This is a genomic window from Paenibacillus sp. IHB B 3415 (assembly GCF_000802655.2).
Lineage (GTDB): Bacteria > Bacillota > Bacilli > Paenibacillales > Paenibacillaceae > Paenibacillus_AQ > Paenibacillus_AQ phytohabitans.
In genome coordinates, this window is the sequence record NZ_JUEI01000009.1 from 64,130 (window position 1) to 86,800 (window position 22,671).

General features: G+C 53.7%; 14 protein-coding genes. 13 read left to right on the forward strand and 1 reads right to left on the reverse strand.

The window, feature by feature from the left end:
* The first annotated feature begins 24 nt into the window (after positions 1 to 24).
* The 9 genes from dtd to QW71_RS05580 all read left to right on the forward strand — a co-directional run bounded on the left by dtd (position 25) and on the right by QW71_RS05580 (position 11,144).
* Positions 25 to 468 (forward strand): D-aminoacyl-tRNA deacylase, encoded by a 444-nt coding sequence (gene dtd / locus QW71_RS05545; protein ID WP_039294508.1) that lies wholly within the window; start codon positions 25 to 27, stop codon positions 466 to 468.
* 171 nt (positions 469 to 639) lie between these two features.
* Positions 640 to 795, forward strand: a complete 156-nt coding sequence (locus QW71_RS40380) for a hypothetical protein (protein ID WP_160311781.1) — start codon at positions 640 to 642, stop codon at positions 793 to 795.
* Between the two features lie 162 nt (positions 796 to 957).
* A complete protein-coding gene (locus tag QW71_RS05550; RefSeq protein ID WP_039294511.1) occupies positions 958 to 1,464 on the forward strand; it encodes a type 1 glutamine amidotransferase domain-containing protein in 507 nt (168 codons plus the stop codon).
* A 34-nt stretch (positions 1,465 to 1,498) separates the two neighbouring features.
* Positions 1,499 to 1,945, forward strand: a complete 447-nt coding sequence (locus QW71_RS05555; protein ID WP_039294513.1) for a hypothetical protein — start codon at positions 1,499 to 1,501, stop codon at positions 1,943 to 1,945.
* A gap of 1,399 nt (positions 1,946 to 3,344) precedes the next feature.
* Positions 3,345 to 4,598 carry a histidine--tRNA ligase gene (hisS, locus tag QW71_RS05560; RefSeq protein ID WP_039294515.1) on the forward strand — a complete coding sequence of 418 codons (1,254 nt, stop codon included), beginning with the start codon at positions 3,345 to 3,347 and terminating at the stop codon, positions 4,596 to 4,598.
* A gap of 78 nt (positions 4,599 to 4,676) precedes the next feature.
* Positions 4,677 to 6,455 carry an aspartate--tRNA ligase gene (gene aspS, locus QW71_RS05565; protein WP_039294518.1) on the forward strand — a complete coding sequence of 593 codons (1,779 nt, stop codon included), beginning with the start codon at positions 4,677 to 4,679 and terminating at the stop codon, positions 6,453 to 6,455.
* Positions 6,456 to 6,531: 76 nt separating this feature from the next.
* Positions 6,532 to 7,290 (forward strand): ThiF family adenylyltransferase, encoded by a 759-nt coding sequence (locus QW71_RS05570; RefSeq protein WP_039294521.1) that lies wholly within the window; start codon positions 6,532 to 6,534, stop codon positions 7,288 to 7,290.
* Positions 7,291 to 7,524: 234 nt separating this feature from the next.
* A complete protein-coding gene (locus QW71_RS05575; RefSeq protein ID WP_039294523.1) occupies positions 7,525 to 8,826 on the forward strand; it encodes an NCS2 family permease in 1,302 nt (433 codons plus the stop codon).
* A gap of 116 nt (positions 8,827 to 8,942) precedes the next feature.
* On the forward strand, positions 8,943 to 11,144 hold the full coding sequence (locus tag QW71_RS05580) for a UvrD-helicase domain-containing protein (RefSeq protein WP_039294525.1): 2,202 nt from the start codon (positions 8,943 to 8,945) through the stop codon (positions 11,142 to 11,144).
* Positions 11,145 to 12,079: 935 nt separating this feature from the next.
* On the opposite strand, the gene QW71_RS05590 is transcribed toward QW71_RS05580, so the two are convergent.
* Complete coding sequence (locus QW71_RS05590) at positions 12,080 to 14,095, reverse strand: methyl-accepting chemotaxis protein (protein ID WP_039294531.1); 2,016 nt, start codon at positions 14,093 to 14,095, stop codon at positions 12,080 to 12,082.
* A 601-nt stretch (positions 14,096 to 14,696) separates the two neighbouring features.
* Here QW71_RS05590 and QW71_RS05595 point away from each other — a divergent pair.
* The 4 genes from QW71_RS05595 (at position 14,697) to QW71_RS05610 (ending at position 22,569) form a co-directional block, all read left to right on the forward strand.
* The gene (locus QW71_RS05595; protein ID WP_039294537.1) at positions 14,697 to 14,978 is read left to right on the forward strand and encodes a CD3324 family protein; all 282 of its coding nucleotides are present in this window, start codon (positions 14,697 to 14,699) and stop codon (positions 14,976 to 14,978) included.
* A gap of 187 nt (positions 14,979 to 15,165) precedes the next feature.
* A complete protein-coding gene (locus QW71_RS05600) occupies positions 15,166 to 16,476 on the forward strand; it encodes a replication-associated recombination protein A (RefSeq protein ID WP_039294539.1) in 1,311 nt (436 codons plus the stop codon).
* Positions 16,477 to 16,929: 453 nt separating this feature from the next.
* Positions 16,930 to 19,620 carry a glycoside hydrolase family 9 protein gene (locus QW71_RS05605; protein WP_047013646.1) on the forward strand — a complete coding sequence of 897 codons (2,691 nt, stop codon included), beginning with the start codon at positions 16,930 to 16,932 and terminating at the stop codon, positions 19,618 to 19,620.
* Positions 19,621 to 19,650: 30 nt separating this feature from the next.
* Positions 19,651 to 22,569: a glycoside hydrolase family 48 protein gene (locus QW71_RS05610; RefSeq protein ID WP_039294591.1), complete on the forward strand. Its 2,919-nt coding sequence runs from the start codon at positions 19,651 to 19,653 to the stop codon at positions 22,567 to 22,569.
* Positions 22,570 to 22,671 lie beyond the last annotated feature (102 nt).

A 22,671-nucleotide genomic window follows, 5' to 3' on the forward strand; every position in this document is an offset into this window, starting at 1 on the left:
CAAGGCAAGGAGCTGAAGGATGTTATGAGAGTGGTTGTGCAGCGCTGCAGGGATGCGAGTGTGACGGTAGACGGAACGGTGACCGGAGCGATTGGAGAGGGCCTGATGCTGCTGGTCGGCGTAACCCATGAGGATACGGAGAAGGATGCCAAGTATTTGGCTGACAAGGTGACCGGACTGCGGATTTTTGAGGATGACGCCGGTAAAATGAACTTCAGCGTAACGGATGCCGGGGGCAGCGTCCTGTCCGTGTCCCAGTTCACCCTGTACGGGGACTGCCGCAAAGGCCGGCGGCCCAACTTCATGGCTGCGGCGGCTCCGGCAGAGGCCGAGCGGCTCTACGACTACTTCAACCAGGAGCTGCGCAGAGGCGGGCTTCAGGTGGAGACCGGTATTTTTGGAGCGATGATGGACGTCTCCCTGACGAACTGGGGACCGGTTACCCTGCTGCTGGACAGCCGGGGCTAGGCCTTGAATGAGGCGGCGCAGCAGAGCGGGCTTAAAATGCCGGTCTAATTTTACAGCTTGATGTGAGGACTCCACGTTGTGGGGTCTTTTTTGATATAGGATAGCGGTCTCCCCTGCTGGATAAACTAGTGATGAACGAATAATATTCACAAGTTGCGGGGAGTAAGTAGCATGAGACAATCACAGAAAGCATGGATATGGAACAGTATACAGGGCCATACGGCGGGGTCGATGACGGAAGCTTCCGCAACGGCAAGGGGAGCCGGGGATCAGAGGGATCTGCAGGTGCTCAAGGGAACAAGCCGCAATCTTCTGCCGCGAACGTAATGAGTGCGGGGAAGGCGGCTTATTTCTCTGTTTTTGGGAGCGTACAAATGGTGTTTAGCCGGCGGGAATTCGCGAAACCTGTGAGGGCTCGTTAGAAAGCCGGGGAATGCGGGTAATAGAATGACGAGAACAGAATAGCGTAGAGAGGAGAAATATATCTCAATGAGTAAAGTAGCATTTCTGCTCGCTAATGGTTTTGAAGATTCCGAAATGAAGGTGCCATACGAAGAAGTACTGCAGGCAGGACATCAGGCAGAGATTATTGGTCTGAAGAAAAATGAGACCCTGCTCGGTAAAAAAGGCAGCGTGTCTTATGCCGCCGACAAAGCGGTCAGCGAGGTGAGAGCCGGAGATTATGATGCTGTAGTCATCCCGGGCGGATCTTCGCCGGAGAACCTTCGTCTTGACCAGGATATCCTGCAATTTGTAAAAGATGCGGACAGTGCCGGCAAGCCTATAGCTGCTATCTGCCACGGGCCGCAGATTCTGATCAGTGCCGGTCTGGTACAAGGCCGCACGCTTACCTCCTACCCTCCGCTGAAGGATGATATCGTGAATGCCGGCGCGGAATTCAAGGATGAAGAGGTCGTCGTGGACGGCAATTATATTACTTCACGCACACCCAAGGATGAGCCCGCATTTGTGCGTGAGCTGCTTAAGGTGTTGTAATACATTTAAACAAACCACTTGGGAGGGATTGACAATGACTAAAAGAATCCAAGCCTATTTCAGCACGGAAGATGCAGCGGAAGGTGCCAAGACTGCACTGATTCCATACGGTGTAGAAGGAATTGAAGTGTCGGCGCTGACGGATCCTCTGGATACGGGCGGAAACAACCGCCGCAATATTCTAATTCCGCTGGCTCCCTATAATACTTCGGCTACAGCTGCCGGAGGGGTCTACGCAGCAGGGGGCGCGACAGGGCCGCTTACCGGAGCAGCTATTGTGCCTGGAGTTACTGTTGATGATGATCTGGGCCGGACAGATGATGAACGTACGGCGGGAGAGGTTCACAGCGGCTCTGATTTGAAAAACAGCGATCTGGAGAACCTGCATTACGTCATGGATCTCAAAGTGGCTGAGAATCATTACAATGAGGTTGTTGAGGTTCTGCGCGGCAAGCAGGCCTATGTGGAGATTTTTGATTAAGCAGGAGGCCCTGCTTAATCCGGATAACCAATTCAGCTCCAGTCCTCCCTCAGGGAGAGGCTGGAGCTATTTATTTGCCCGCAGGGAAGCGGAAACTGCATGAATTCTCTAGACAGGGAATAGGGTTGTAGTGTAACCTAATCTGTAGAGTTCAGACATAGGCATGTACCACTCAATAAAACGCTTTCTTTTCTGTAATGCAACTGTAATATTACATTCATGATTCCTTAATATAGCGTGTTTATAATAGAAGCATGACCCCCTTTTTTATAATATATGATGATGGACCTGCAGCAATCGGCTGCAGGTCATTTTTTTTGAAATCTAAGAATTTACATGCTTCGCGCTATAAATTATCCTTCTATTTCTCACTGAAACGGTTCTGTCCCTATACAAGGACAGCAAAGCCGTTTCCACTTGTTTACAATATCAGAATCTATATGTTTCGGGGTCCCCGCAAAGTACCTGAGTCATCTATCTACGCCAAAGCCCCACTTTGTGGGGGTATTTTAGAGGGAATTTGTGACTTATTGCTACTGTGGCGGGCATGCTTGGAGCAGAAAGGCGTCAGTAGCCGGTAGCGTGAAGCAGACCTTGTAGCGGATCGTCTAGCGGACCGTGAAGCGGACTGAGAAGCCCTTATTTTCCATAAAAGCTTACTTTAGAGGATGAAACGGACTGAGATTCCGTTATCTTGTTCATTCCAGCTCGAAATGAGGCATCTCTGGACACATAACGGAATCTGAGTCCGATTGCCCCGCGATTTTGCCGGATTTGTTGAAATAGCGGAATCTCTGTCCTCCTGGCTGGCAGGTAATCCTGAGGAGCCGCGCCCAGTTCTTGCGCAGGCCATGTGCGCTTGCACAGCTCCGGCTGATTCACCCTGGCTGCGAGCCGGGATACTCAACTCAACTCAATTCAATTCATTCCTTGACTTTAGCGCAGTGGTTCAGTAGAATCTAACAATATACGGTATGTTATATTGTTTTGATGACGGGACCAAGTAATCCGTAACCCACAACCCCAGAGAGGAATCCCGCTGATCCGGCGGCCGTCCAAGTGAAGGACGGCAACACCTGATCCGCACGGCTGTAAGGATTCTGTTGATGAACGGATGAATGACCTCCCCGAGAACGCACGGCGAAAGCAGGCAGCAGCAGGTTGCCCAGAGTCAGTAGCCGATTGCGCGTAGGCGGGCGTTAACCGCTTAGAGCGGATTTGGAGCAGCGCAGTTGCTTAAGTCCGGAATGTGGGTGGTACCACGGGTGAATTATTGGTTATGATAATCCCTCGTCCCTGTTTGTAATTAAACAGGGCGGGGGATTTTTTGTTGTTTTTAGAAGCAGAGACAATGGGTTCCATGAGGAGTAAGAGGGGTTATTTTCAGGAGGGATAGGCTGTGGCTAAAGAAAGATTCGAGAAACCAACCGGTACGCAGGATGTGCTTCCGGGTGCAGTGGAGAAATGGCAGTACGTTGAGGGCAAAGCAAGGGATCTCTGCCGCCGCTTCAACTACCGGGAGATCCGCACACCGCTGTTCGAGCACACCGGGCTGTTTGAGCGTGGTGTAGGCGAGACAACGGATATTGTAGAAGGGGAAATGTATACCTTCAAGGACAAAGGCGACCGCGATCTGGCACTGCGCCCCGAAGGGACTGCAGGCGTCGTACGGGCGTACGTGCAGAACAAGCTCTATGGTGAGCCGGATGTCAGCAAGCTGTATTATATCGGCCCGATGTTCCGTTATGAACGTCCGCAGGCAGGCAGATACCGCCAGTTCCACCAATTCGGCATTGAAGCCTTCGGTGCTGTGGACCCGGCGATCGATGCGGAGGTCATCTCCCTCGGGTACCAGTTCTATATTGATCTGGGGCTGAAGGATGTTAGAGTGGAGCTGAATTCCGTGGGCAACGCGCCTAGCCGCGCGGCTTACCGCGAGAAGCTGCTGGACTTCCTGAGACCGATGAGAGAGAGCCTGTGCAGCGACTGCCAGCGCCGGATGGAGCGTAATCCGCTGCGCGTGCTGGACTGCAAGGTCGATCAGGATAAGTTCGGCGGTGCCCCGTCTATTCTGGACAGTCTGGATGAAGAGTGCACAGAGCATTTTGCCAAGGTAAAAGGCCATTTGGACGTGATGGGCGTGGAGTATAGCATTAACCCCCGTCTGGTACGCGGCCTGGATTATTACACGCATACAGCGTTTGAGTATAAAGCGGCAGGCATCGGCTCCATCGACACGGTGGGCGGCGGCGGCCGGTATAACGGCCTGGTGGAAGAGATCGGCGGACCGGATCAGCCGGGTATCGGTTTCGGGATCGGCCTTGAGCGTATTCTGCTGATTCTGGAGAATCAGGGGGTAGAGCTGGAAGCAGTGAAGCCGCTGGATGTATACTTTGTCGCACTCGGTGAAGCCGCAGATCTGGAGATCACGAAGCAGCTGTTCCATCTGCGCAGCCTGGGCTTCTCCGCAGAACGCGATTACCTGGGGCGGAAGATGAAGGCACAGATGAAGTCGGCGGACCGCATGTCGGCCCGGTATACGGCGATTCTTGGCGAAGACGAGCTGAACAGCGGCGTTATCGCCCTGAAATCGATGGAAACCGGCGAGCAGCGGACCGTTAAGCTGGAAGAGCTGGCACAGGCGCTGAATTAGAATTTAAAGTATGGATGTATCCGCAAGTAAGCTGCAGTCAGCACATGTAATTTTAACCATGAAGGGGTAGGATAAAAGATGACCAGAAGCCATAACTGTGGACAATTAACAACGGCGAGCATCGGCGAGACAGTAACACTGAACGGTTGGGTACAGACCCGCCGTGACCTTGGGGGCGTGCTGTTTATTGACCTGCGCGACCGCACAGGAATTGTACAGATTGTATTCAACCCCGACTATTCCGGAGAAGCGCTGCAGATTGCCGATAAGGTACGCAGTGAATACGTGCTTGCCGTAACGGGTAAAGTGGTTAAACGGGACGATGAAACCATCAACCGCAACCTGCCGACCGGCGAGATTGAAGTGCAGATTACAGATATTGAAGTATTGAATGCTGCCAAGACGCCTCCGTTCTTCATCGAAGACGGTGTGGAAGTGGATGAATCGCTGCGGATGAAATACCGTTACCTGGATCTGCGCCGTCCGGAAATGCACAAGACGCTGCTGCTCCGTTCGAAAGCGGCCAAGATCTTCCGCGACTTCCTGGACAGCGAAGGCTTCATCGATGTGGAAACCCCGATTCTGACCAAAAGCTCACCGGAAGGCGCACGTGATTATCTCGTGCCAAGCCGTGTGCATGAAGGGGAATTCTTCGCGCTTCCGCAGTCTCCGCAGATCTACAAGCAGCTGCTGATGGTCGGCGGCATCGAGCGTTACTACCAGATGGCACGCTGTTTCCGCGATGAGGATCTACGCGCAGACCGCCAGCCGGAATTCACCCAGTTCGACATCGAGACCTCCTTCATGCCGCAGGATGAACTGCTGTCCATGATGGAAACCCTGATGCAGCGCCTGCTGAAGGAAACGATTGGTGTCGAGGTTGCCACTCCGTTCCAGCGGCTGACCTATGCCGAAGCTATCGGCAAATACGGCTCGGACAAGCCTGACCTGCGGTTTGGCCTGGAGCTGGTAGAGATGAATGATATCGTTGCTTCCAGCGGTGTGAAGGTGTTCGCCTCCGTGATCGAGAAGGGCGGAGAAGTGAAATGCCTTAACGCCAAGGGCTGCGGTACGTGGACCCGTAAGGAAATTGATGATCTCGGACCGTATGCTGCACGCTACGGCGCCAAAGGCCTGGCCTGGATTCAAGTCAAAGACGGCGAGTTCAAAGGCCCGATTGTGAAGTTCTTCTCCGAAGAGGAAATTGCCGCCGTGAAGGAACGCACGGGTGCTGAAGAAGGCGACCTTCTGCTCTTCTCCGCTGACACTAAGAAGGTCGTTGCGGATGTACTCGGCGCACTCCGCCTGAAGATCGGCCGTCAGCTTGGCCTGATCGATGACAGTGTGTTCAAATTCGCCTGGGTTACAGAATTCCCGCTGCTCAGCTATGACGAAGACCAGAAGCGCTACATGGCGGAGCATCATCCGTTCACACGCCCGATGGATGAAGACCTGCATCTCTTCGATACAGATCCGGGTGCGATCCGCGCGCAGGCTTATGACATCGTGCTTAACGGCTACGAGGTGGGCGGCGGCTCCCAGCGTATCTACAAACGTGAGGTTCAGGAGAAAATGTTCGAAGCTCTCGGCTTCACACAGGAACTCGCGTATGAGAAATTCGGCTACCTGATGGATGCCTTCGAATACGGCACTCCTCCGCACGGCGGGATTGCCTTCGGCTTCGACCGTCTGATCATGCTGCTGGCCGGACGCACGAACCTGCGTGAAACCATTGCCTTCCCTAAGACCGCAAGTGCAACCGACCTGCTGATGGATGCTCCGGCACCTGTAGATGCTGCACAGCTCGAGCAGCTGCATATCAAGCTGGCGCCAAAACCGGAAAAAGAAAAGAAATAAAACATAAATGGCTGACGGGGCATAGGGCGGACTTAAGCGGCTATGCCCCGCAGGCTTGCTAAAGGAGGCTGACATCATGCTGAATCAGTTCTCGCGTACGGAACTGGCGATCGGACCGGAAGGTCTCGAGATCATGAAGAACAGCACAGTGGCTGTGCTGGGGATTGGCGGAGTGGGCGCGATGGCTGTAGAAGCCCTCGCCCGTACCGGTATCGGACGTATTATCCTGATTGATAAGGATTCGGTCGATATTACCAATATCAACCGCCAGATCCACGCGCTGACGACGACCATCGGCCAGAACAAAACCGATCTGATGGTAGACCGCGTCAAGCTGATCAACCCGGATTGCGAAGCGATTGCCCTAAACATGTTCTACACCGAAGAGACCTATGAGGAGCTGTTCAAATACAAGCTGGATTATGTCATTGACGCTTCGGATACAATTATCTACAAAATTCATCTGATCAAGGAATGTCTGACCCGGAAGATCCCGATGATCTCCAGCATGGGAGCGGCGAATAAGATGGACCCGACCCGTTTCCAGGTGGCCGACATCTCCAAGACAAGCATGGACCCGATTGCGCGGGTGATCCGCACAAAGCTGCGCAAGGAAGGCATCAAGAAAGGCGTCAAGGTTGTATTCTCGACCGAGAAGCCGGTAAAGCCGCGTGAGGATGTAACCGAGCAGATTGTTCCCGCCAATGCGCCGGACCGGCGTAAGGCGAAGCAGCCTCCGGCCAGCACTTCCTTCGTGCCTCCGGTAGTCGGTCTGATTATGGTCAGTGTTACGGTACGTGATTTGCTGGAGACCGGCGGCATCACGTTTGAATGAGGGTTTGACAGGATTCAAGGGCGTGCAGCTGATTCCCGGCTGCATGCCCTTTTATTGCTGCCTGGAGCAGCATACCGGTGAGATGGCTGATTACAGATCAGACAAACCGGGTAATAGCCAGCGGAACTTAACATCATAATATAAGAAAACTTAAGATGGAGCAGTGGGCTGCAGCATTATTGCAGCTTATTGTATAACATTCTTAAGTTCACGTTCTATAGTGGAGGTTTTTAGATGAAATCGAATTTTTGGCGGGATAGCGTGGGACTTGCGCCGGGCGACAACTGGAAACGGGAGTGGGCGGCAGGCATCCTATCGTATTTCGCTTCGGTATATATTGTTATGGTCAATGCAGCGATTCTGCATGATGCAGGAATGCCGCTGCGGGCGGGAATGGTGGCCACACTGCTGACAGCGATTACAGGCTGTCTGCTGATGGCTTTTGGCGGCAAAACGCCGATTATCGTTGTCCCGGGCATGGGCATCAATGCCTTTTTCACCTATACGCTTGTACATTCCATGAAGCTGGATTGGCGTGAGGCGCTTGCCGTTGTTGTGGTGACGGGTGTGCTGTTCGCCATTGTAGCGTTCACTTCGCTCTACCGCATACTGAGTGATGCCATACCCCATAATCTGCAGCATGCGATAACTGTCGGAATCGGTCTGTTTCTGACGTTTATCGGCCTGCAAAAAAGCGGGATTGTGATTGCCCATGCTACGACATTTGTCGCTATCGGGCATTTCAGCGATCCTGCGGTCATTACCTCGGTGGTGACGCTGCTGCTCGCCCTGGTCCTGTTCATCCGCGGCACGCGCGGCGGCCTGCTGATCAGCATGCTGGCGGGGACAGGCCTGGCCTACCTGCTGGGAGCGGCTCATGCGCCTGAGAATACCGAATCCGGACATGTGTTCAGCGGATATGGCGATGTGTTCGCCAGTATGGAATGGAGCGGATTCATCAGCCTGGTCTTCTGGATTGCCGTATTCCTGCTGCTGCTGATCGTTGTCTTCGAGAACATCGGCCTGATCTCCTCGCAGACGCTGATGATAGGCCGTCCGGAACGCTTCAAAAGCAGTCTGCGGGCGCTGTCTATCGCCAACATCGCAGCAGGTCTGTTCGGCAGCAGTCCCGTAGTAGCCGCTGCCGAATCTACAGCCGGCATCGCTGCCGGCGGACGCTCCGGCTTAACCTCACTCGTCACCGGTCTCTTGTTCGGGGCGACGTTTCTGTTCATTCCGCTGCTGGCTTATGTTCCGGACAGCGCAATTGCGCCGATTCTGATCGTGATCGGCGGACTGATGGTCCAGAGTGTACGCGAGATGGATCTCAGCGACATGACGGAGCTCTTCCCCGCGTTTCTGATTATGGTGATGATTCCATTCACCTACAGCATCGTGGACGGGATGGCGTTTGGGTTCATCACTTACCCGGTTGTGAAGCTGGCTACAGGCAAAGGCAAGGATGTCCCGCCGGCACTGTACGGCATTGCCGGGCTGTTCGTAGCAAACTTTGTGCTCCATGCGCTGATGGGCTAAATGCGCCTCATATAGGGCAGGTGAGCCGTTCTATACGGCAGTTTGAAATATATGGCTTTCCCTGTCCTCTTGTGATATGATGTACTGCTCACATCACTTTTAGGAGGTAACTGAAATTGGAAGACAACTTTCAAAGTGCCTATCAAGAGGAAGAAGACAGGCTGAACCATGCGCTTATAGAGATTGACTCTACCCTTGAGCGGTTGCGCAGCACTCCGGTGTACACGGGACACGAGTATACGGAACAAGTGCTGGAGGACTCCAGGGAACAGAGGCGCAAAGATCTTGCCAAGCTTAGGCAGGAGCCTTATTTCGGACGGCTTGATTTTCAGGGCAATGACGAGGAAGAACGCAAGGCACTTTATATTGGTAAAATCGGCGTAGACCGTGAGCAGGTAAGCGACCGTCCGCTGGTCATTGACTGGCGGGCACCGGTGGCAAGCCTGTTCTATTCGTTTACAGGAGGGACAGAAGCGGCCTCCTATGAAGCACCGGAAGGGCTGATTGAAGGGCTCGTCTACCTCAAACGCAACGTGGTCATCCGCAAGCAGATTCTGGAGCGGGTTGCGGATACGTATAACCGCGACAGTGATGCGCCGGCGGTGTCGGATGAATTCCTGGTGTACCGGCTCGGTGAGAACAAGGACAACCGGCTGCGTGATATCGTCTCGACGATCCAGGAGGAGCAGGACAAGATTATCCGGGCAGCGAAGAACACGGCGCTGATTATTCAAGGGGTGGCGGGAAGCGGTAAAACTACCGTCGCGCTGCACCGGCTGGCTTTTTTATTGTACCAATACAAGGATCAGGTCTCGGCGGAGAAAATGATTATTTTCGCTCCGAACCGGATGTTCCTGGATTATATTTCAGATGTGCTGCCGGAGCTCGGTGTCGGCAATATTGCCCAGAGCACCTTCCCGGACTGGGCGGCAGGTGTGCTGGGTGTGACTTTGCCGGAACAGGACGCTTCGGAAACGATGAACCGCTGGTTCGAAACAGCAGGAGCGATGCCCGTCATTACGGAAGAGACCCCGGGACGCTTCAAAGGCTCCACAGTGCTGATGAGTGTCATTGAATCCAGCATTAAACTGCTGGAGACCAGCGCCGTGCCTGAAGGGGATTTCAGCCCGTGGGACGGGGCTGTGCTGCGCCGCTCGATGATTCTGCGCTGGCATAATGAGGAATATGCGCCTTACCCTCCGGCCAAACGCAAGGAACGCGTGATGGCGCGGATTCACCGCTGGATCGAGATGGAGCTGAAGAAGAGCCCGTCGGCCGCTGCGCTGAAGGACCGCAAGAAAAAAGGTGCGGCCCGCGAGAAGGCGTACAGCGCCAAGTGGCCGAAATATGAGCCGCTGGCCATCTACAAGCAGATATTCCGCGCGGCGAAGACTCCGGAGGACTGGCCGGCTGAGGCGCCGGAAGAAATTCCGCAGGCTGTACTGAAGGAAACGGTGAAAGAGCTGAAGAAAGGTATTCTGCGCGAAGAGGATCTTCCGCCGCTGCTCTATATTCATTATCTTTTGAACGGCAATGAGGGAACCAAACGCTTCGATCATATTGTCATTGACGAAGCGCAGGATTTCTCCCCGTTCCAGATTGCCGTGTTGGATCTGTATGTGAAGGGCCATTCCTTCACCATTCTGGGTGACTTATCCCAGGGGATTCATGCCTACAAAGGGGTACATGAGTGGAATGAGATGCAGTCGCTGTTTGCCGGGGAGTATACAGCGTATCATGCGCTTACCCGCAGCTACCGTTCAACGATGGAGATTATTGAATTCGCCAACGGGATTCTGTCCGCCGGCGTCGGCAGCGCGCTGCTGGCCGTGCCGGTCTTCCGCAGCGGTAATCCAGTGCGGCTGATTTCCTATGAGGATGCGCAGCCGGAACCGCCTGCAGGCGGCGGTAAGCGGCTCAGCGCTGTCAGGAGCGCCCTGTCGTCGCTCTCCGGGCGCGAATACCGCACAGTGGCTGTATTGACACGCAGTCTGCGGGAAGCCGCTGAGCTGTACGCTGAGCTTGCCGGACAGTTCGAGGATATTCATCTCATTGACGGCAGCATCACCGAATACCGCGGCGGCTTGTCCGTACTGCCCGTATATTTGTCCAAGGGACTGGAGTTCGATGCCGTCATCCTGGCGGATGCGGACAGTGCGCACTACGGCGGGGCAGCCTGGGATGCCAAGCTGATGTATGTAGGCTGTACACGTGCCCTGCATGAGCTGTGGCTATTACATGACGGCGGGCTTCCGCATTACGTACAGCTGCTTGGAGAGGAAACCGTCTCCGGCTGGCCCGTACCTGAAGGGAATTAATTAACCTATTCGCATAAGCAATAACAGCTTTTTATTTTGGAGTAGGATCAACGTGTGCACTTGAGTGGACGCTCCGCTAACGCTTTTCCGCGGGTCGTCCGGTCCGATCCACTGTTTAGGCGGAAACGTATATGCAATCTTAAAAAACGCAAAAAAGAAACCTCTCTTTGGTGAAATGTATTAACCATTTCAAAGGAGAGGTTTCTTTGTACATATATAAGGATTTATTTGTTTCACTCAATCAATTATTCGGAAGCCGGCACACGGTAAGGTCAAAGGGAATAAATCCTTCTGATTTTGCCGAGTGTGGCTGAAGGAGAGTGATGAGGAGCATTAGTGGACCTCTGTCAAGAAAGTAGACGTCACACAAAGGTTTAACAAGTGAATAGCGTATCGTTACGGACAGCAGAGACGTTAAGCCAGCGGAAAGCAACTGAGTGCCGGTGCTTACGGACACCAGCGCCTTTATTCCGCCCGAAAAGTGGAGCTGGCACATGAAAAGTGGTGGATAAGGGCTGTGATGTCCGCAAACCTGTCAAAAGGGCCTATTATGAGTGGTTAAGGGCTGTGGTGTCCGTATGGGTCAGATTTGGCTTGTATTTGGACCCGAAGAGTTGGGGAAATCACACTCAAACTCCAGAAGTCAGCAGCAGGGTGAAATCAAAGGGATAAATCCCTCTGATTCCGCCGAAAGTGGGCTGTATGCAGGAATCAAAGGGATAAATGCCCCTGAATTCACTGGATGCGGGCCAAATGAGCAAATGAGGGGCATTAGTGCCCCTGAATTCACTGGAAGCGGGCCGAATGAGCAAATGAGGAGCATTAGTGCCCCTCATTATGCCGGATGCCGCCAGAAGTAGGCGAATGGAGAATGTGATGTTGGTCTGTTTGCGGAGCGTCCACCCAAGCAGCCGGTGATAGTTACCCAGAAAGGTTTAAGCCTTGCCCTTCGGCTCGAAGTGAAACCGTTCCACCTGTCCCTGCATGTCCGAGGCCATGGCGGAGAGCGCAGCGGAGGATGAAGTGATCTCCTCCATGGAAGCAAGCTGCTCTTCTGTCGCCGCTGTTACACTCTGGAAGGATTCCAGCGCGGCCTGGGCGATCTTGGCCATCTCCTGAACAGACGCTGCTACTTCTGCGCTGCTGGCTGACATTTGCTCGGTGATCGCGGATACTTCATGAATTTGCTCGCCTACATGCCGGGTGGACTGCTCGATCTGGTGGAAGGCCTCGCTGGCTTCCTGTGTAAGCGCCATTCCCTGCTCCACATCCCCGACCACTTTATGCCGCATCACATCATAGGCGCTGGCAATCAGGTCCACCATCTCAGAGATGGTCTCCTGGATTTGTCCTGCACTGACATTGGAAGCTTCGGACAGCTTGCGCACTTCACCGGCGACTACAGCGAAGCCTCTGCCATGTTCTCCGGCCCGTGCAGCTTCAATGCCGGCATTCAGCGACAAGAGATTGGTCTGCTTGGCAATAGCAGAGATGGCCGTGCTGGTCTCCGCCACCTTGGCACTTAATCCGTTAAGCTCAGCAATCAGCGTGCCGGACTGATGTACGGATTCGCGGATCGTCTTCATCTGTTCTCCGACATGCTGCATCTTGGCGCTGCCGGTGGAGACATCCTGTTCCGTCTGTACTGCGGCGCCCACTATCATCTCTGAGGCGGAGGCGATTTTTTGAATGCCGGTTGACATTTCATCCATCGTTATAGCCACTTCGGCGGAAGCATAAGCCTGGGTTTCCACACCACGGGTGGATTCCTCGACCAGCTCAGTCACATATTCGACCGCTTTGCTGTTCTCGCCGGTGCTGGCTGTCAGCTGTTCACTGGCTGCCGCCAGGTGGCCTGACGTTTCAGCGACCTCCTGAACCATTCTGCGCAGGGAAGACACCATCGTATTATAATTGCCGGCAAGCTGACCGATCTCATCCTTGCGGTTCGTTTCCACGGACTCATCCAGATAACCCTCGCTTACCCTTTTGGCCGAACGGTTCAAGCGTTCCACAGCGCCGGTAATGCGGCGGATGATAAGGAAGGTTACGATCGAAGCAAGCAGCAGAGAGACGACAAGCACGATACCTGACTTGTACAGAATCGGGTATACAGCCTTGGTGTATTCATTCTCCGGCAGCACACCGGCCATTTTGAATCCGGTCAGCTCGTTCGTAATGTAGAAGCCGTCCATTTGTGTATTGGCTGTATCGTCCTTGTAGGAGATTTTGCCTGCCGGGCCTTTGCCCATTTCAGCGAGCATCTGGCTTGTTGCTTCAGAAGCCACCTCCATGGTGGGGTGATAGATCACCTTGTTATTGCCGTCTAGAATATATACATAACCGCTGTCGCCCAGACTGACATTTTTGGTCAGCTCCATAAGCTCGTTCATGCTGATGCTGATGGTAACGGCACCCTTGCCGTCCGGAAAAGCCCTGGAAACCGGCAGAATGTAGCTGTTCGTCACTTTGGAGAAAATCGGATCAATAACCGATGTGGTCTCCGGTGACTTTAGAGCGTCTATGTACCAGTCCCGGATGCGGGGATCATAATCCTGCTGCTCTGAATCCGGAGCGAACATGTATTTACCTTCATCGTTGCCCAGGGCTACGATATCCACTTCAGGATGCTCCAGCTTGAATTTGTCGATCAGGCTGCGTACTTTTGCAGTATCGCTGGTGAGATCGGCGGCACTAATCTGGTAAGCAAGCTCATTCACACCTGCGCTCTCCAGCTGGATTAATTGCGAAAGGGTTTTATCGAGAATATGAATGCTTGAGTTTGTGGTCTCTTCCATCTTGGAGCGCAGTGCCGACTCTGAGGTTTCCGTGGATATGACAACCAGGGCAAGGGAGGGGAGCACAATGGCTATGATGATTAGCAGCATGAGTTCCGTTCTGAGCTTGGTGATGTGAAATACACGCTTTAAAGGATTCCGTGGGGTTGTCATAGAAGGTTCCTCCTGAATTTCTGAATGGATGGGGTTAAATTAATTTCCATATCTCGAAGTAAATAGATAATTTAATATATATTTCGACACTAATCGACTAAAAAATTAGTTTTTCGTCAAAATTTTTTTGACTAAAATTACGCTATGCCTTCCTCCTGAAAGTTATGATTAACGTGAGCTCAAGGTGGAGAACGATTATAACTATTCTTGAACTTGTAACCTGCGGATACCTGTGGCTTAATAATAAGTGTCCGGCCGGGCAAGATTACTTCTGGAAGGAGGCTGATGGCAATGTTTTCAGAATACGAGGTGGTTTCCGTCTAAGACGGAAGCCTGTTTAAGGGGAGGCCGCGAGGCCTCCTTATGTATAGATAGCGGCTATATATTTCAGGCTTAGCTAAAATATATAGCAGTACACTGACAAACCACTGATAGATTACTGATAAACAATGAATGTAGACGCTAACCGCAGGGTTTAATATAATGAATTTAGGTTATTTACCAAATTTGAGGAGAAGAAAGGAGGCAGGTGGCATGATTATCAAGAACAGCGCAGTGATCGGACTTAACGGAACACACCTGTTGAAGGAGGAACCAGAACGTGAGTTACGTAAATGGAAAGGATGTGCTCCCCCCGGGATTGCTCGAAGAGCTACAGGGCTACATCCAGGGTGAATTGCTATACATCCCGAAGAAGACGGAAGAGCGGGTACGATGGGGCGAGAACAGCGGCTCCCGGCAAGAAATTGCGAACCGCAATGAAGAGATCTTCTGTAGTCACAGCAGCGGCTGCTCGGTGAACGAGCTGCAGAAGAGATATCATTTATCCGAAGAAAGCATCCGCAAAATCATTTCAAAAATGCGGCTGGCACTGAACAGCTAGCCTGAATATTTGAAACAACCCCAACACATATAAGTTCTAAGAATAGAACAAAGAGCATGCTCCCGCCGGTGATGGCGAGGTCATGCTCTTTTTAATGAAAGCTGCGGGTATGGTATGATAGAAGGCAGCCAGTTATTTCTATCGAAGAAATAGCGAAATGCCAGATTACTAGCAAGGAAGTGGAGTTATGGATTTATTCTCGATGGGTGAAGATAACGGGAACGGGAACGGACGGCTGCTTGCAGACCGGATGCGGCCCGTGAATCTCGATGAATATATTGGACAGGAGCATATTGTAGGCCGCGGCAAGCTGCTGCGCAGGGCCATTGAGGCCGATCAGGTGTCTTCCATCTTGCTGTACGGGCCTCCAGGCTGCGGCAAAACAACCTTGGCTCATATCATATCGCATCATACCCAAGGTGAATTTGTCCGGCTGAACGCGGTGGAAGCCTCGGTCAAGGATGTCCGCGAGGTTATTGAACGCGCCCAGAGCAACAAGGCGCTGTACGGCTCGAAGACGATTCTGTTTCTGGATGAGGTACACCGCTTCAACAGCTCCCGTCAGGATGCGCTGCTGCCGGCAGTGGAGAAGGGGACGATTACCTTCATAGGCGCAACGACGGAGAATCCGTTCCATTATGTGAACGGGGCGCTTATGAGCCGCTCCACGCTGTTCCAGCTGGAGTCCCTGACCAGCGAGCACAGCCTGATTGCCATGAAGCGGGCGCTCGCCGATGAGCAGCGGGGCCTGGGGTTCATGGATCTGAAGGCGGATGAGGACGCGCTGCAGCATATCGCCACGATGGCTAACGGCGATATCCGCCGCGCCTTGAACGCGCTGGAGCTGGCGGCGATGACCACTGCCCCGGAGAGTGACGGCAGCGTGCATATCACACTGGAGGTGGCGGAGGAGTCCATCCGCCGGCCGATTGTCAAAGCGGACGAGTCTACGCAGTATGATGTGCTGTCCGCTTTTCACAAAAGCATCCGCGGCTCCAGCGACGCCGCCCTGTTCTGGTTCCTCTACGCCGTGGAGAAGCTCGGCATGGACCCGATGACCTTCATCCGCCGTCTGATCGCCGCGAGCAGCGAGGATATCGGCCTGGCTAACCCGCAGGCGATGGTCCAGGCTGTCAGTGCGCTGGATGCCTACCGCAACAACGGCTGGCCGGAGGCGAAGCTGAATATCGCCCAGGCAATCCTGTTTGCGGTAGAGAGCCCGAAATCAAACGGCGTGGTGATGGCAATCGCGAACGTCATGGATAGCCTGGAGGATCTGAAGTCGGCTGAGGTGCCGCTGCATTTGCGGGATACACATTATAAAGGCGCAGCCCAGCTGGGGCATGAGGGATACCAGTATCCCCATAATTTCCCCGGTCACTATGTGAAGCAGGACTATCTTCCGAAGGCGATCTCCCGGAGGGTGTTCTATCAGGCGACCGAGCAGGGCAACGAAGCGAAGATCCGCCATAACCAGCAGCTGCGGCGCGGGCAATAGTGCCCCACTCAGATGCATGGGAAGACCAATAAATGAAGAGAAGTAAAGTGAGACCACCGCATGCACTCAATGGCGGTGGTCTTTTATTTGCGTATCCGCTTGTGTATCTGAAATACATTAGCGTATTTTTCGGATGAGGGCACGGTAAATATGATAAAAATGGAAATTATTTGACAAAATGAGTTTGTTTTCGGTGAAATTAATTGTAAATATATAGAATTAAATTACTATATGTGGTATATGTGTAGATAGGAAGATTATTTCCTTAATTTGTAAGTGGGGGTGGGGGATGGAACGTACTGAATAGAATGTCTTATGAAATATCTTCAATGGACGCTGGGGAGGTATCTGCGCGTGAGTCACCCGATCGGGCTGAATGTAAGAATCGAAGGGAGATGAGTTAAGGTGAAGCAAACGAGACGGAAGACAGGCTGTATCGCAGCAGTGAGCTTAATGCTAACCTGCACTATTGCTTCAGGGACTGTTATTCATCCGCATGTCAGCAAAGCCGCAACCGCCGGGATTAATTATGCAGAGGCACTGCAGAAATCTATCTATTTCTATGAGACACAGCGGTCAGGTGATCTGCCGGAGAACAACCGTGTGGAATGGAGAGGCGACTCGGGGCTGCAGGACGGTGCAGATGTCGGCCACGATCTGACGGGAGGCTGGTATGACGCAGGAGATCATGTTAAATTCGGGTTTCCTATGGCCTACACCTCCACCATGCTGGCATGGTCGGTCTATGAATACAAGGATGGCTACGTGCAATCGGGGCAGCTGGATGAGATTCTGGACAATATCCGCTGGGCAACAGACTATTTTGTGAAAGCGCATACGGCTCCGAATGAGCTGTGGGGACAGGTCGGCAACGGCACGGCGGATCATAACTGGTGGGGACCGGCGGAGGTCATGCAAATGGCACGTCCTTCCTATAAGATTGATGCCGCGCATCCAGGCTCTGATCTGGCTGCGGAGACCGCTGCTGCGCTTGCCTCAGCTTCCATCATTTTCAGGGATTCGGATGCCGCTTATGCGGACAAGCTGCTGCTGCATGCCAAGCAATTATACAATTTTGCCGATACGTACCGCGGGGCTTACTCCGATACAATCACTGATGCCAAGCAGTATTACAATTCGTGGAGCAGCTACGCCGATGAATTAAGCTGGGGCGGCGTCTGGCTGTACTTAGCGACCGGTGAGCAGACCTATCTGGACAAGGCTACTGCCGCCAGCAATCTGTGGGGCACGAACCAAGCCGGAGATTGGGGTTATCAATGGACCCAATCCTGGGATGACAAGCATTACGGTGCGCAACTCCTGCTGTCCCGCATTACGGGTGATCCCAAATTCATTCAATCCACTGAACGGAATATGCAGTTTTGGACCACCGGAGTGAACGGTACCTCTGACCGGGTAGCTTATACTCCCGGAGGGCTGGCCCATCTGGACCAATGGGGGGCGCTGCGGTATGCGGCCAACCAGGCATTCATGGCCTTTGTCTATGCGGACTGGGTTTCAGATCCGGTGAAGAAGAGCACCGCCCAGACCTTTGCGGAGCGGCAGATTACCTATATGCTGGGCGATAATCCGCGGAGCAGCAGCTATGTGATCGGCTTCGGCACGAATGCGCCCCAGCATCCTCATCACCGCACCTCGCACGGCTCCTGGAGTGACAGCCAGACAACTCCTGCGAACCACCGGCATGTGCTGTACGGCGCACTGGTCGGAGGACCTTCCAAGACAGACAGCTACACCGATACGATCAGCGATTATGTCTCCAACGAAGTTGCAACCGATTACAATTCAGCCTTTACGGGCGCTTTGGCCAAAATGATGCTGCTCCACGGACAGGGCCAGCAGCCGCTTGTGAATTTCCCGCCGGCCGAAACGCGTGAGGATGAAATGTTCACCGAGACCTCTGTGAACGCCAGCGGCAGCAATTTTGTGGAAATCCGAGCGCTGCTCAATAACCGCTCCGGGTGGCCTGCCCGCTCCAGCAGTCAAATGTCCTTCAACTACTATATGGACATAAGTGAGGCTGTGGCTGCAGGGTATGGACCTGCAGATATCACCGTCAAGGCGGGAGGCTACAATCAGGGGGCGACGGTCTCGCAGCTGCTGCCTTACGATGAAGCGAACCATATCTATTACACCAAAATCGATTTCTCCGGCACACCGATTTATCCGGGCGGACAATCCGCTTACCGCAAGGAGGTCCAGTTCCGGATTGCCGGGCCGCTGAACACCACCTTCTGGGACAACAGCAACGACTTCTCGTTCAAGGGAGTGGCTCCAGGTGCTTCCTCGGCGACGAAGAATCCGTATATTCCGGTATTTGATGCGGGTGTCAAGGTGTATGGGGAGCTGCCTCCCGGCGGCGGAACCCCCGGTGAACCCCAGGTTCCGGGCCGTCCGTCCGGCCTGCAGGCGGTACCCGGCAATGCCAGTGTAGCCTTGAGCTGGAATACGGTCAGCGGCGCCTCCCAATATACGATTAAGCGCTCTCTGGTGAGCGGCGGACCGTACACGGTGATTGGCACGGCAAACGGAGCCGTCTACAGCGACAGCGGGCTGACGAACGGATTGGACTACTATTACGTGGTGACCGCATCGAACAGTGTGGGGGAGAGTACGGCGTCTGCACAGGCCACGGCCCGGCCGCGCGAGACCACCCCGCCGGTTACTGGAGCTTTGCGTGTACAGTACCGTACCAATGACACAAGTCCCGGCGATTCGCAGATCCGCAGCCAGTTCCGGATTGTCAACACAGGGACCGAGACCATTGCACTCAGCGGTCTGAAGCTGCGCTATTATTACACCGTGGACGGGGACAAGCCGCAGGAATTTCACTGTGACTACGCTGTTGTCGGCAGCGGCAACCTGAGCGGAAGCTTTGTGAAGCTGGAAGCGCCGGTGTCCCTGGCGGATTCTTATGTGGAGATTTCCTTTGCCGCAGGGGCAGGAAGCCTGGCTCCGGGGGCGGATAGCGGGGAGATCCAGGTGCGGTTCAACAAGACGGACTGGACGGCCTACAATGAGAGCAATGACTATTCCTATGGAGGAACCCAGCAGACCTTCGCGGATTGGGAGAAAGCTACACTTTACCGTGCAGGAACGCTCGTATGGGGCTTGGAACCATAAATCATTCCAGAGAGGAAGTATGCCGAAATGATGAAGCTGAGTTCAATCAAGAAACCTGTCTCCATAGTAATGGTTGCCATCCTGATCCTTGCCCTCACAAGCGGTATCTTTAATGTCAGACCCGGGACAGCCAAGGCCGCTTCAGTAGAACAAACACGATTTCTGCAATTGTACGCCCAGTTGAAGGACCCGGCGAGCGGTTATTTCTCGGCGGAAGGCATTCCTTATCACGCGGTGGAGACCCTGCTTAGCGAGGCGCCCAACTACGGGCATATGACCACCTCCGAGGCCTATAGCTACTGGATGTGGCTTGAAGTGCTGTATGGCTATAATACCGGAGACTGGAGCAAGCTCGAAGCCGCCTGGGACAATATGGAGAAATACATCATCCCGGTTAATGAAGGCGACGGCGTGCAGGAGCAGCCGACGATGAGCAATTACAACCCGAACAGTCCGGCAACCTACGCCTCGGAGCTTGCCCAGCCGGATCTGTATCCAAGTGCGCTGAACGGCAAATATACGCCGGGCAAGGACCCGCTGGATGGAGAGCTGAAGTCGACCTACGGCAATAACCAGACTTATCTGATGCACTGGCTGGTGGATGTGGACAACTGGTACGGCTTCGGCAATCTGCTGAATCCTACGCATACCGCTGCTTATGTGAATACCTTCCAGCGCGGGGTGCAGGAATCCGTCTGGGAAGCGGTAGCGCATCCTTCACAGGATGACAAAACGTTCGGCAAGACGAATGAAGGCTTCATGAGCCTGTTCACCAAGGAAAATAGCGTACCTTCCGCACAATGGCGTTATACGAATGCTACTGACGCGGATGCGCGCGCTGTGCAAGCGATGTACTGGGCCAAAGACCTTGGCTACACCAATACGGTCTATCTGAACAAAGCCAAGAAAATGGGCGACTTCCTGCGCTATGGAATGTACGATAAGTACTTCCAGAAAGTCGGCAGTGCCGCTGACGGCACACCTGAAGCGGGAACCGGTAAGGATTCCAGCCAGTATTTGCTGGCCTGGTATACGGCCTGGGGCGGCGGACTGGGAACAACCGGGAACTGGGCCTGGAGAATCGGCGCCAGCCATGCGCACCAGGGTTATCAGAATGTGGTTGCAGCCTATGCACTGTCCACTGCAGACGGCGGCCTGATTCCGGCTTCGGCAACGGCCGGAGAGGATTGGGGCAAATCGCTGACCCGCCAGCTGGAATTCTACAACTGGCTGCAATCCTCTGAAGGAGCTATTGCAGGCGGTGCCACGAACAGCTATGGCGGCTCATACAGTGCTTATCCCGCCGGTACAAGCACCTTCTACGGCATGGCCTACGACGAGGCTCCAGTCTACCATGACCCGCCATCCAACAATTGGTTCGGGATGCAGGCCTGGAGCGTGGAACGGGTAGCCGAGCTGTATTACATTCTGGCTTCCAGCGGAGATACCACCTCGGCCAATTTCAAAATGGCCAAACGGGTGATTGAGAACTGGATTGACTGGTCTACAGATTATGCCTTTGCGGGCAGCCGTCCGGTAACGGATGCCGCCGGCTATTATCTGGACCTGCAGGGAAACCGGATTCTGGGCGGAGATGATCCGCAGATTGCCACCGTGTCCGCACCCGGCGAGTTCTGGATTCCGGGCAATGTGGAGTGGCAGGGCCAGCCGGATACATGGGGCGGCTTCAACTCTTTTAGCGGCAACAGCGGCCTCAAGGCAGTGACCAAAGATCCCGGACAGGATACCGGCGTGCTGGGCAGCTATATTAAAGCGCTTACGTTCTTTGCCGCAGGAAGCAAAGCGGAACACGGCAGTTATACTGCACTCGGCGGAACCGCTTCACAATTGGCCAAGTCCCTGCTGGATACAGCCTGGGGCTACAATGATGGACTGGGAATTACGACGCTTGAGAAGCGTGCGGATTATTTCCGTTTCTTCACCAAAGAGGTATATTTCCCTGCGGGCTGGACGGGTACCTTCGGCCAAGGAAACACTATACCGGGCAGCGCGACAGTACCTTCCGATCCGGCCAAGGGCGGAAACGGAGTTTATGCGAGCTATACCGATGTGCTTCCCGATATTAAAAATGATCCCAAGTGGAGTTACCTGGAAGGCAAGTACAATAGCTCGTACAACAAAACAACCAAGACATGGGACAATGGCGCACCTGAGTTTACCTACCACCGCTTCTGGTCACAGGTGGACATCGCTACAGCCTATGCGGAATACGACCGGTTAATCAATAACGGCGGCGGTCCAATACCGACAGCTACACCGACCACAACGCCAACGGCCACGCCAACAGCTACGCCGACGACAACACCGACAGTTACACCAACGGCCACACCTGCAGCAACGCCAACAGCCACACCGACAGTTGCGCCAACGGCCACACCAACAGCTACGCCGACGACAACGCCAACGGCTACACCGACGACAATGCCAACGGCTACACCGACGGTCACGCCAACGGCTACGCCTGCTGCGGCGAACCTGGTAGTTCAATACCGCACAACGGATACGAACGCCACAGATTCGCAGTTCCGTCCGCAGCTGCGGATTGTCAACAACGGGACGACAGCGGTAGATCTCAGTAAGGTCAAGCTCCGTTACTATTACACGATTGACGGAGAGAAACCTCAGCAGTTCAATGTCGATTATGCAACACTCGGCGGCAGCAATGTGCTGGGCAGCTTCGTGAAGCTTGATCCTGCGGTTGCAGGAGCGGATTATTATGTGGAGATTTCCTTCAGTGCCGGCGCAGGCAGCCTGGCACCCGGCGCGAACACCGGTGAGATTCAGCTGCGCATCAACAAATCCGATTGGAGCAATTACAATGAGGCTGATGATTACTCCTATGATTCAACCAAAACGGCTTATACAGACTGGAACCGGGTACCGCTGTACTTGAATGGCGTACGGGTATGGGGGGTTCAGCCGCAATAAGCTGAAATCCGGTAAAGTTAAAGTAATTCTGTCTGAGCATTATCCCGTACAATAACGAATAAAAGAACCTTCAGCTCCACGATCCGGTGGTGTTGAAGGTTC

Bases quoted from the DNA above. Each gene is read 5' to 3' on its own strand.
- dtd (WP_039294508.1), top strand. From the start codon at position 25: ATGAGAGTGGTTGTGCAGCGCTGCAGGGATGCGAGTGTGACGGTAGAC.
- QW71_RS40380 (WP_160311781.1), top strand. From the start codon at position 640: ATGAGACAATCACAGAAAGCATGGATATGGAACAGTATACAGGGCCAT.
- QW71_RS05550 (WP_039294511.1), top strand. From the start codon at position 958: ATGAGTAAAGTAGCATTTCTGCTCGCTAATGGTTTTGAAGATTCCGAA.
- QW71_RS05555 (WP_039294513.1), top strand. From the start codon at position 1,499: ATGACTAAAAGAATCCAAGCCTATTTCAGCACGGAAGATGCAGCGGAA.
- aspS (WP_039294518.1), top strand. From the start codon at position 4,677: ATGACCAGAAGCCATAACTGTGGACAATTAACAACGGCGAGCATCGGC.
- QW71_RS05570 (WP_039294521.1), top strand. From the start codon at position 6,532: ATGCTGAATCAGTTCTCGCGTACGGAACTGGCGATCGGACCGGAAGGT.
- QW71_RS05575 (WP_039294523.1), top strand. From the start codon at position 7,525: ATGAAATCGAATTTTTGGCGGGATAGCGTGGGACTTGCGCCGGGCGAC.
- QW71_RS05590 (WP_039294531.1), bottom strand. From the start codon at position 14,095: ATGACAACCCCACGGAATCCTTTAAAGCGTGTATTTCACATCACCAAG.
- QW71_RS05600 (WP_039294539.1), top strand. From the start codon at position 15,166: ATGGATTTATTCTCGATGGGTGAAGATAACGGGAACGGGAACGGACGG.
- QW71_RS05605 (WP_047013646.1), top strand. From the start codon at position 16,930: ATGCTAACCTGCACTATTGCTTCAGGGACTGTTATTCATCCGCATGTC.
- QW71_RS05610 (WP_039294591.1), top strand. From the start codon at position 19,651: ATGAAGCTGAGTTCAATCAAGAAACCTGTCTCCATAGTAATGGTTGCC.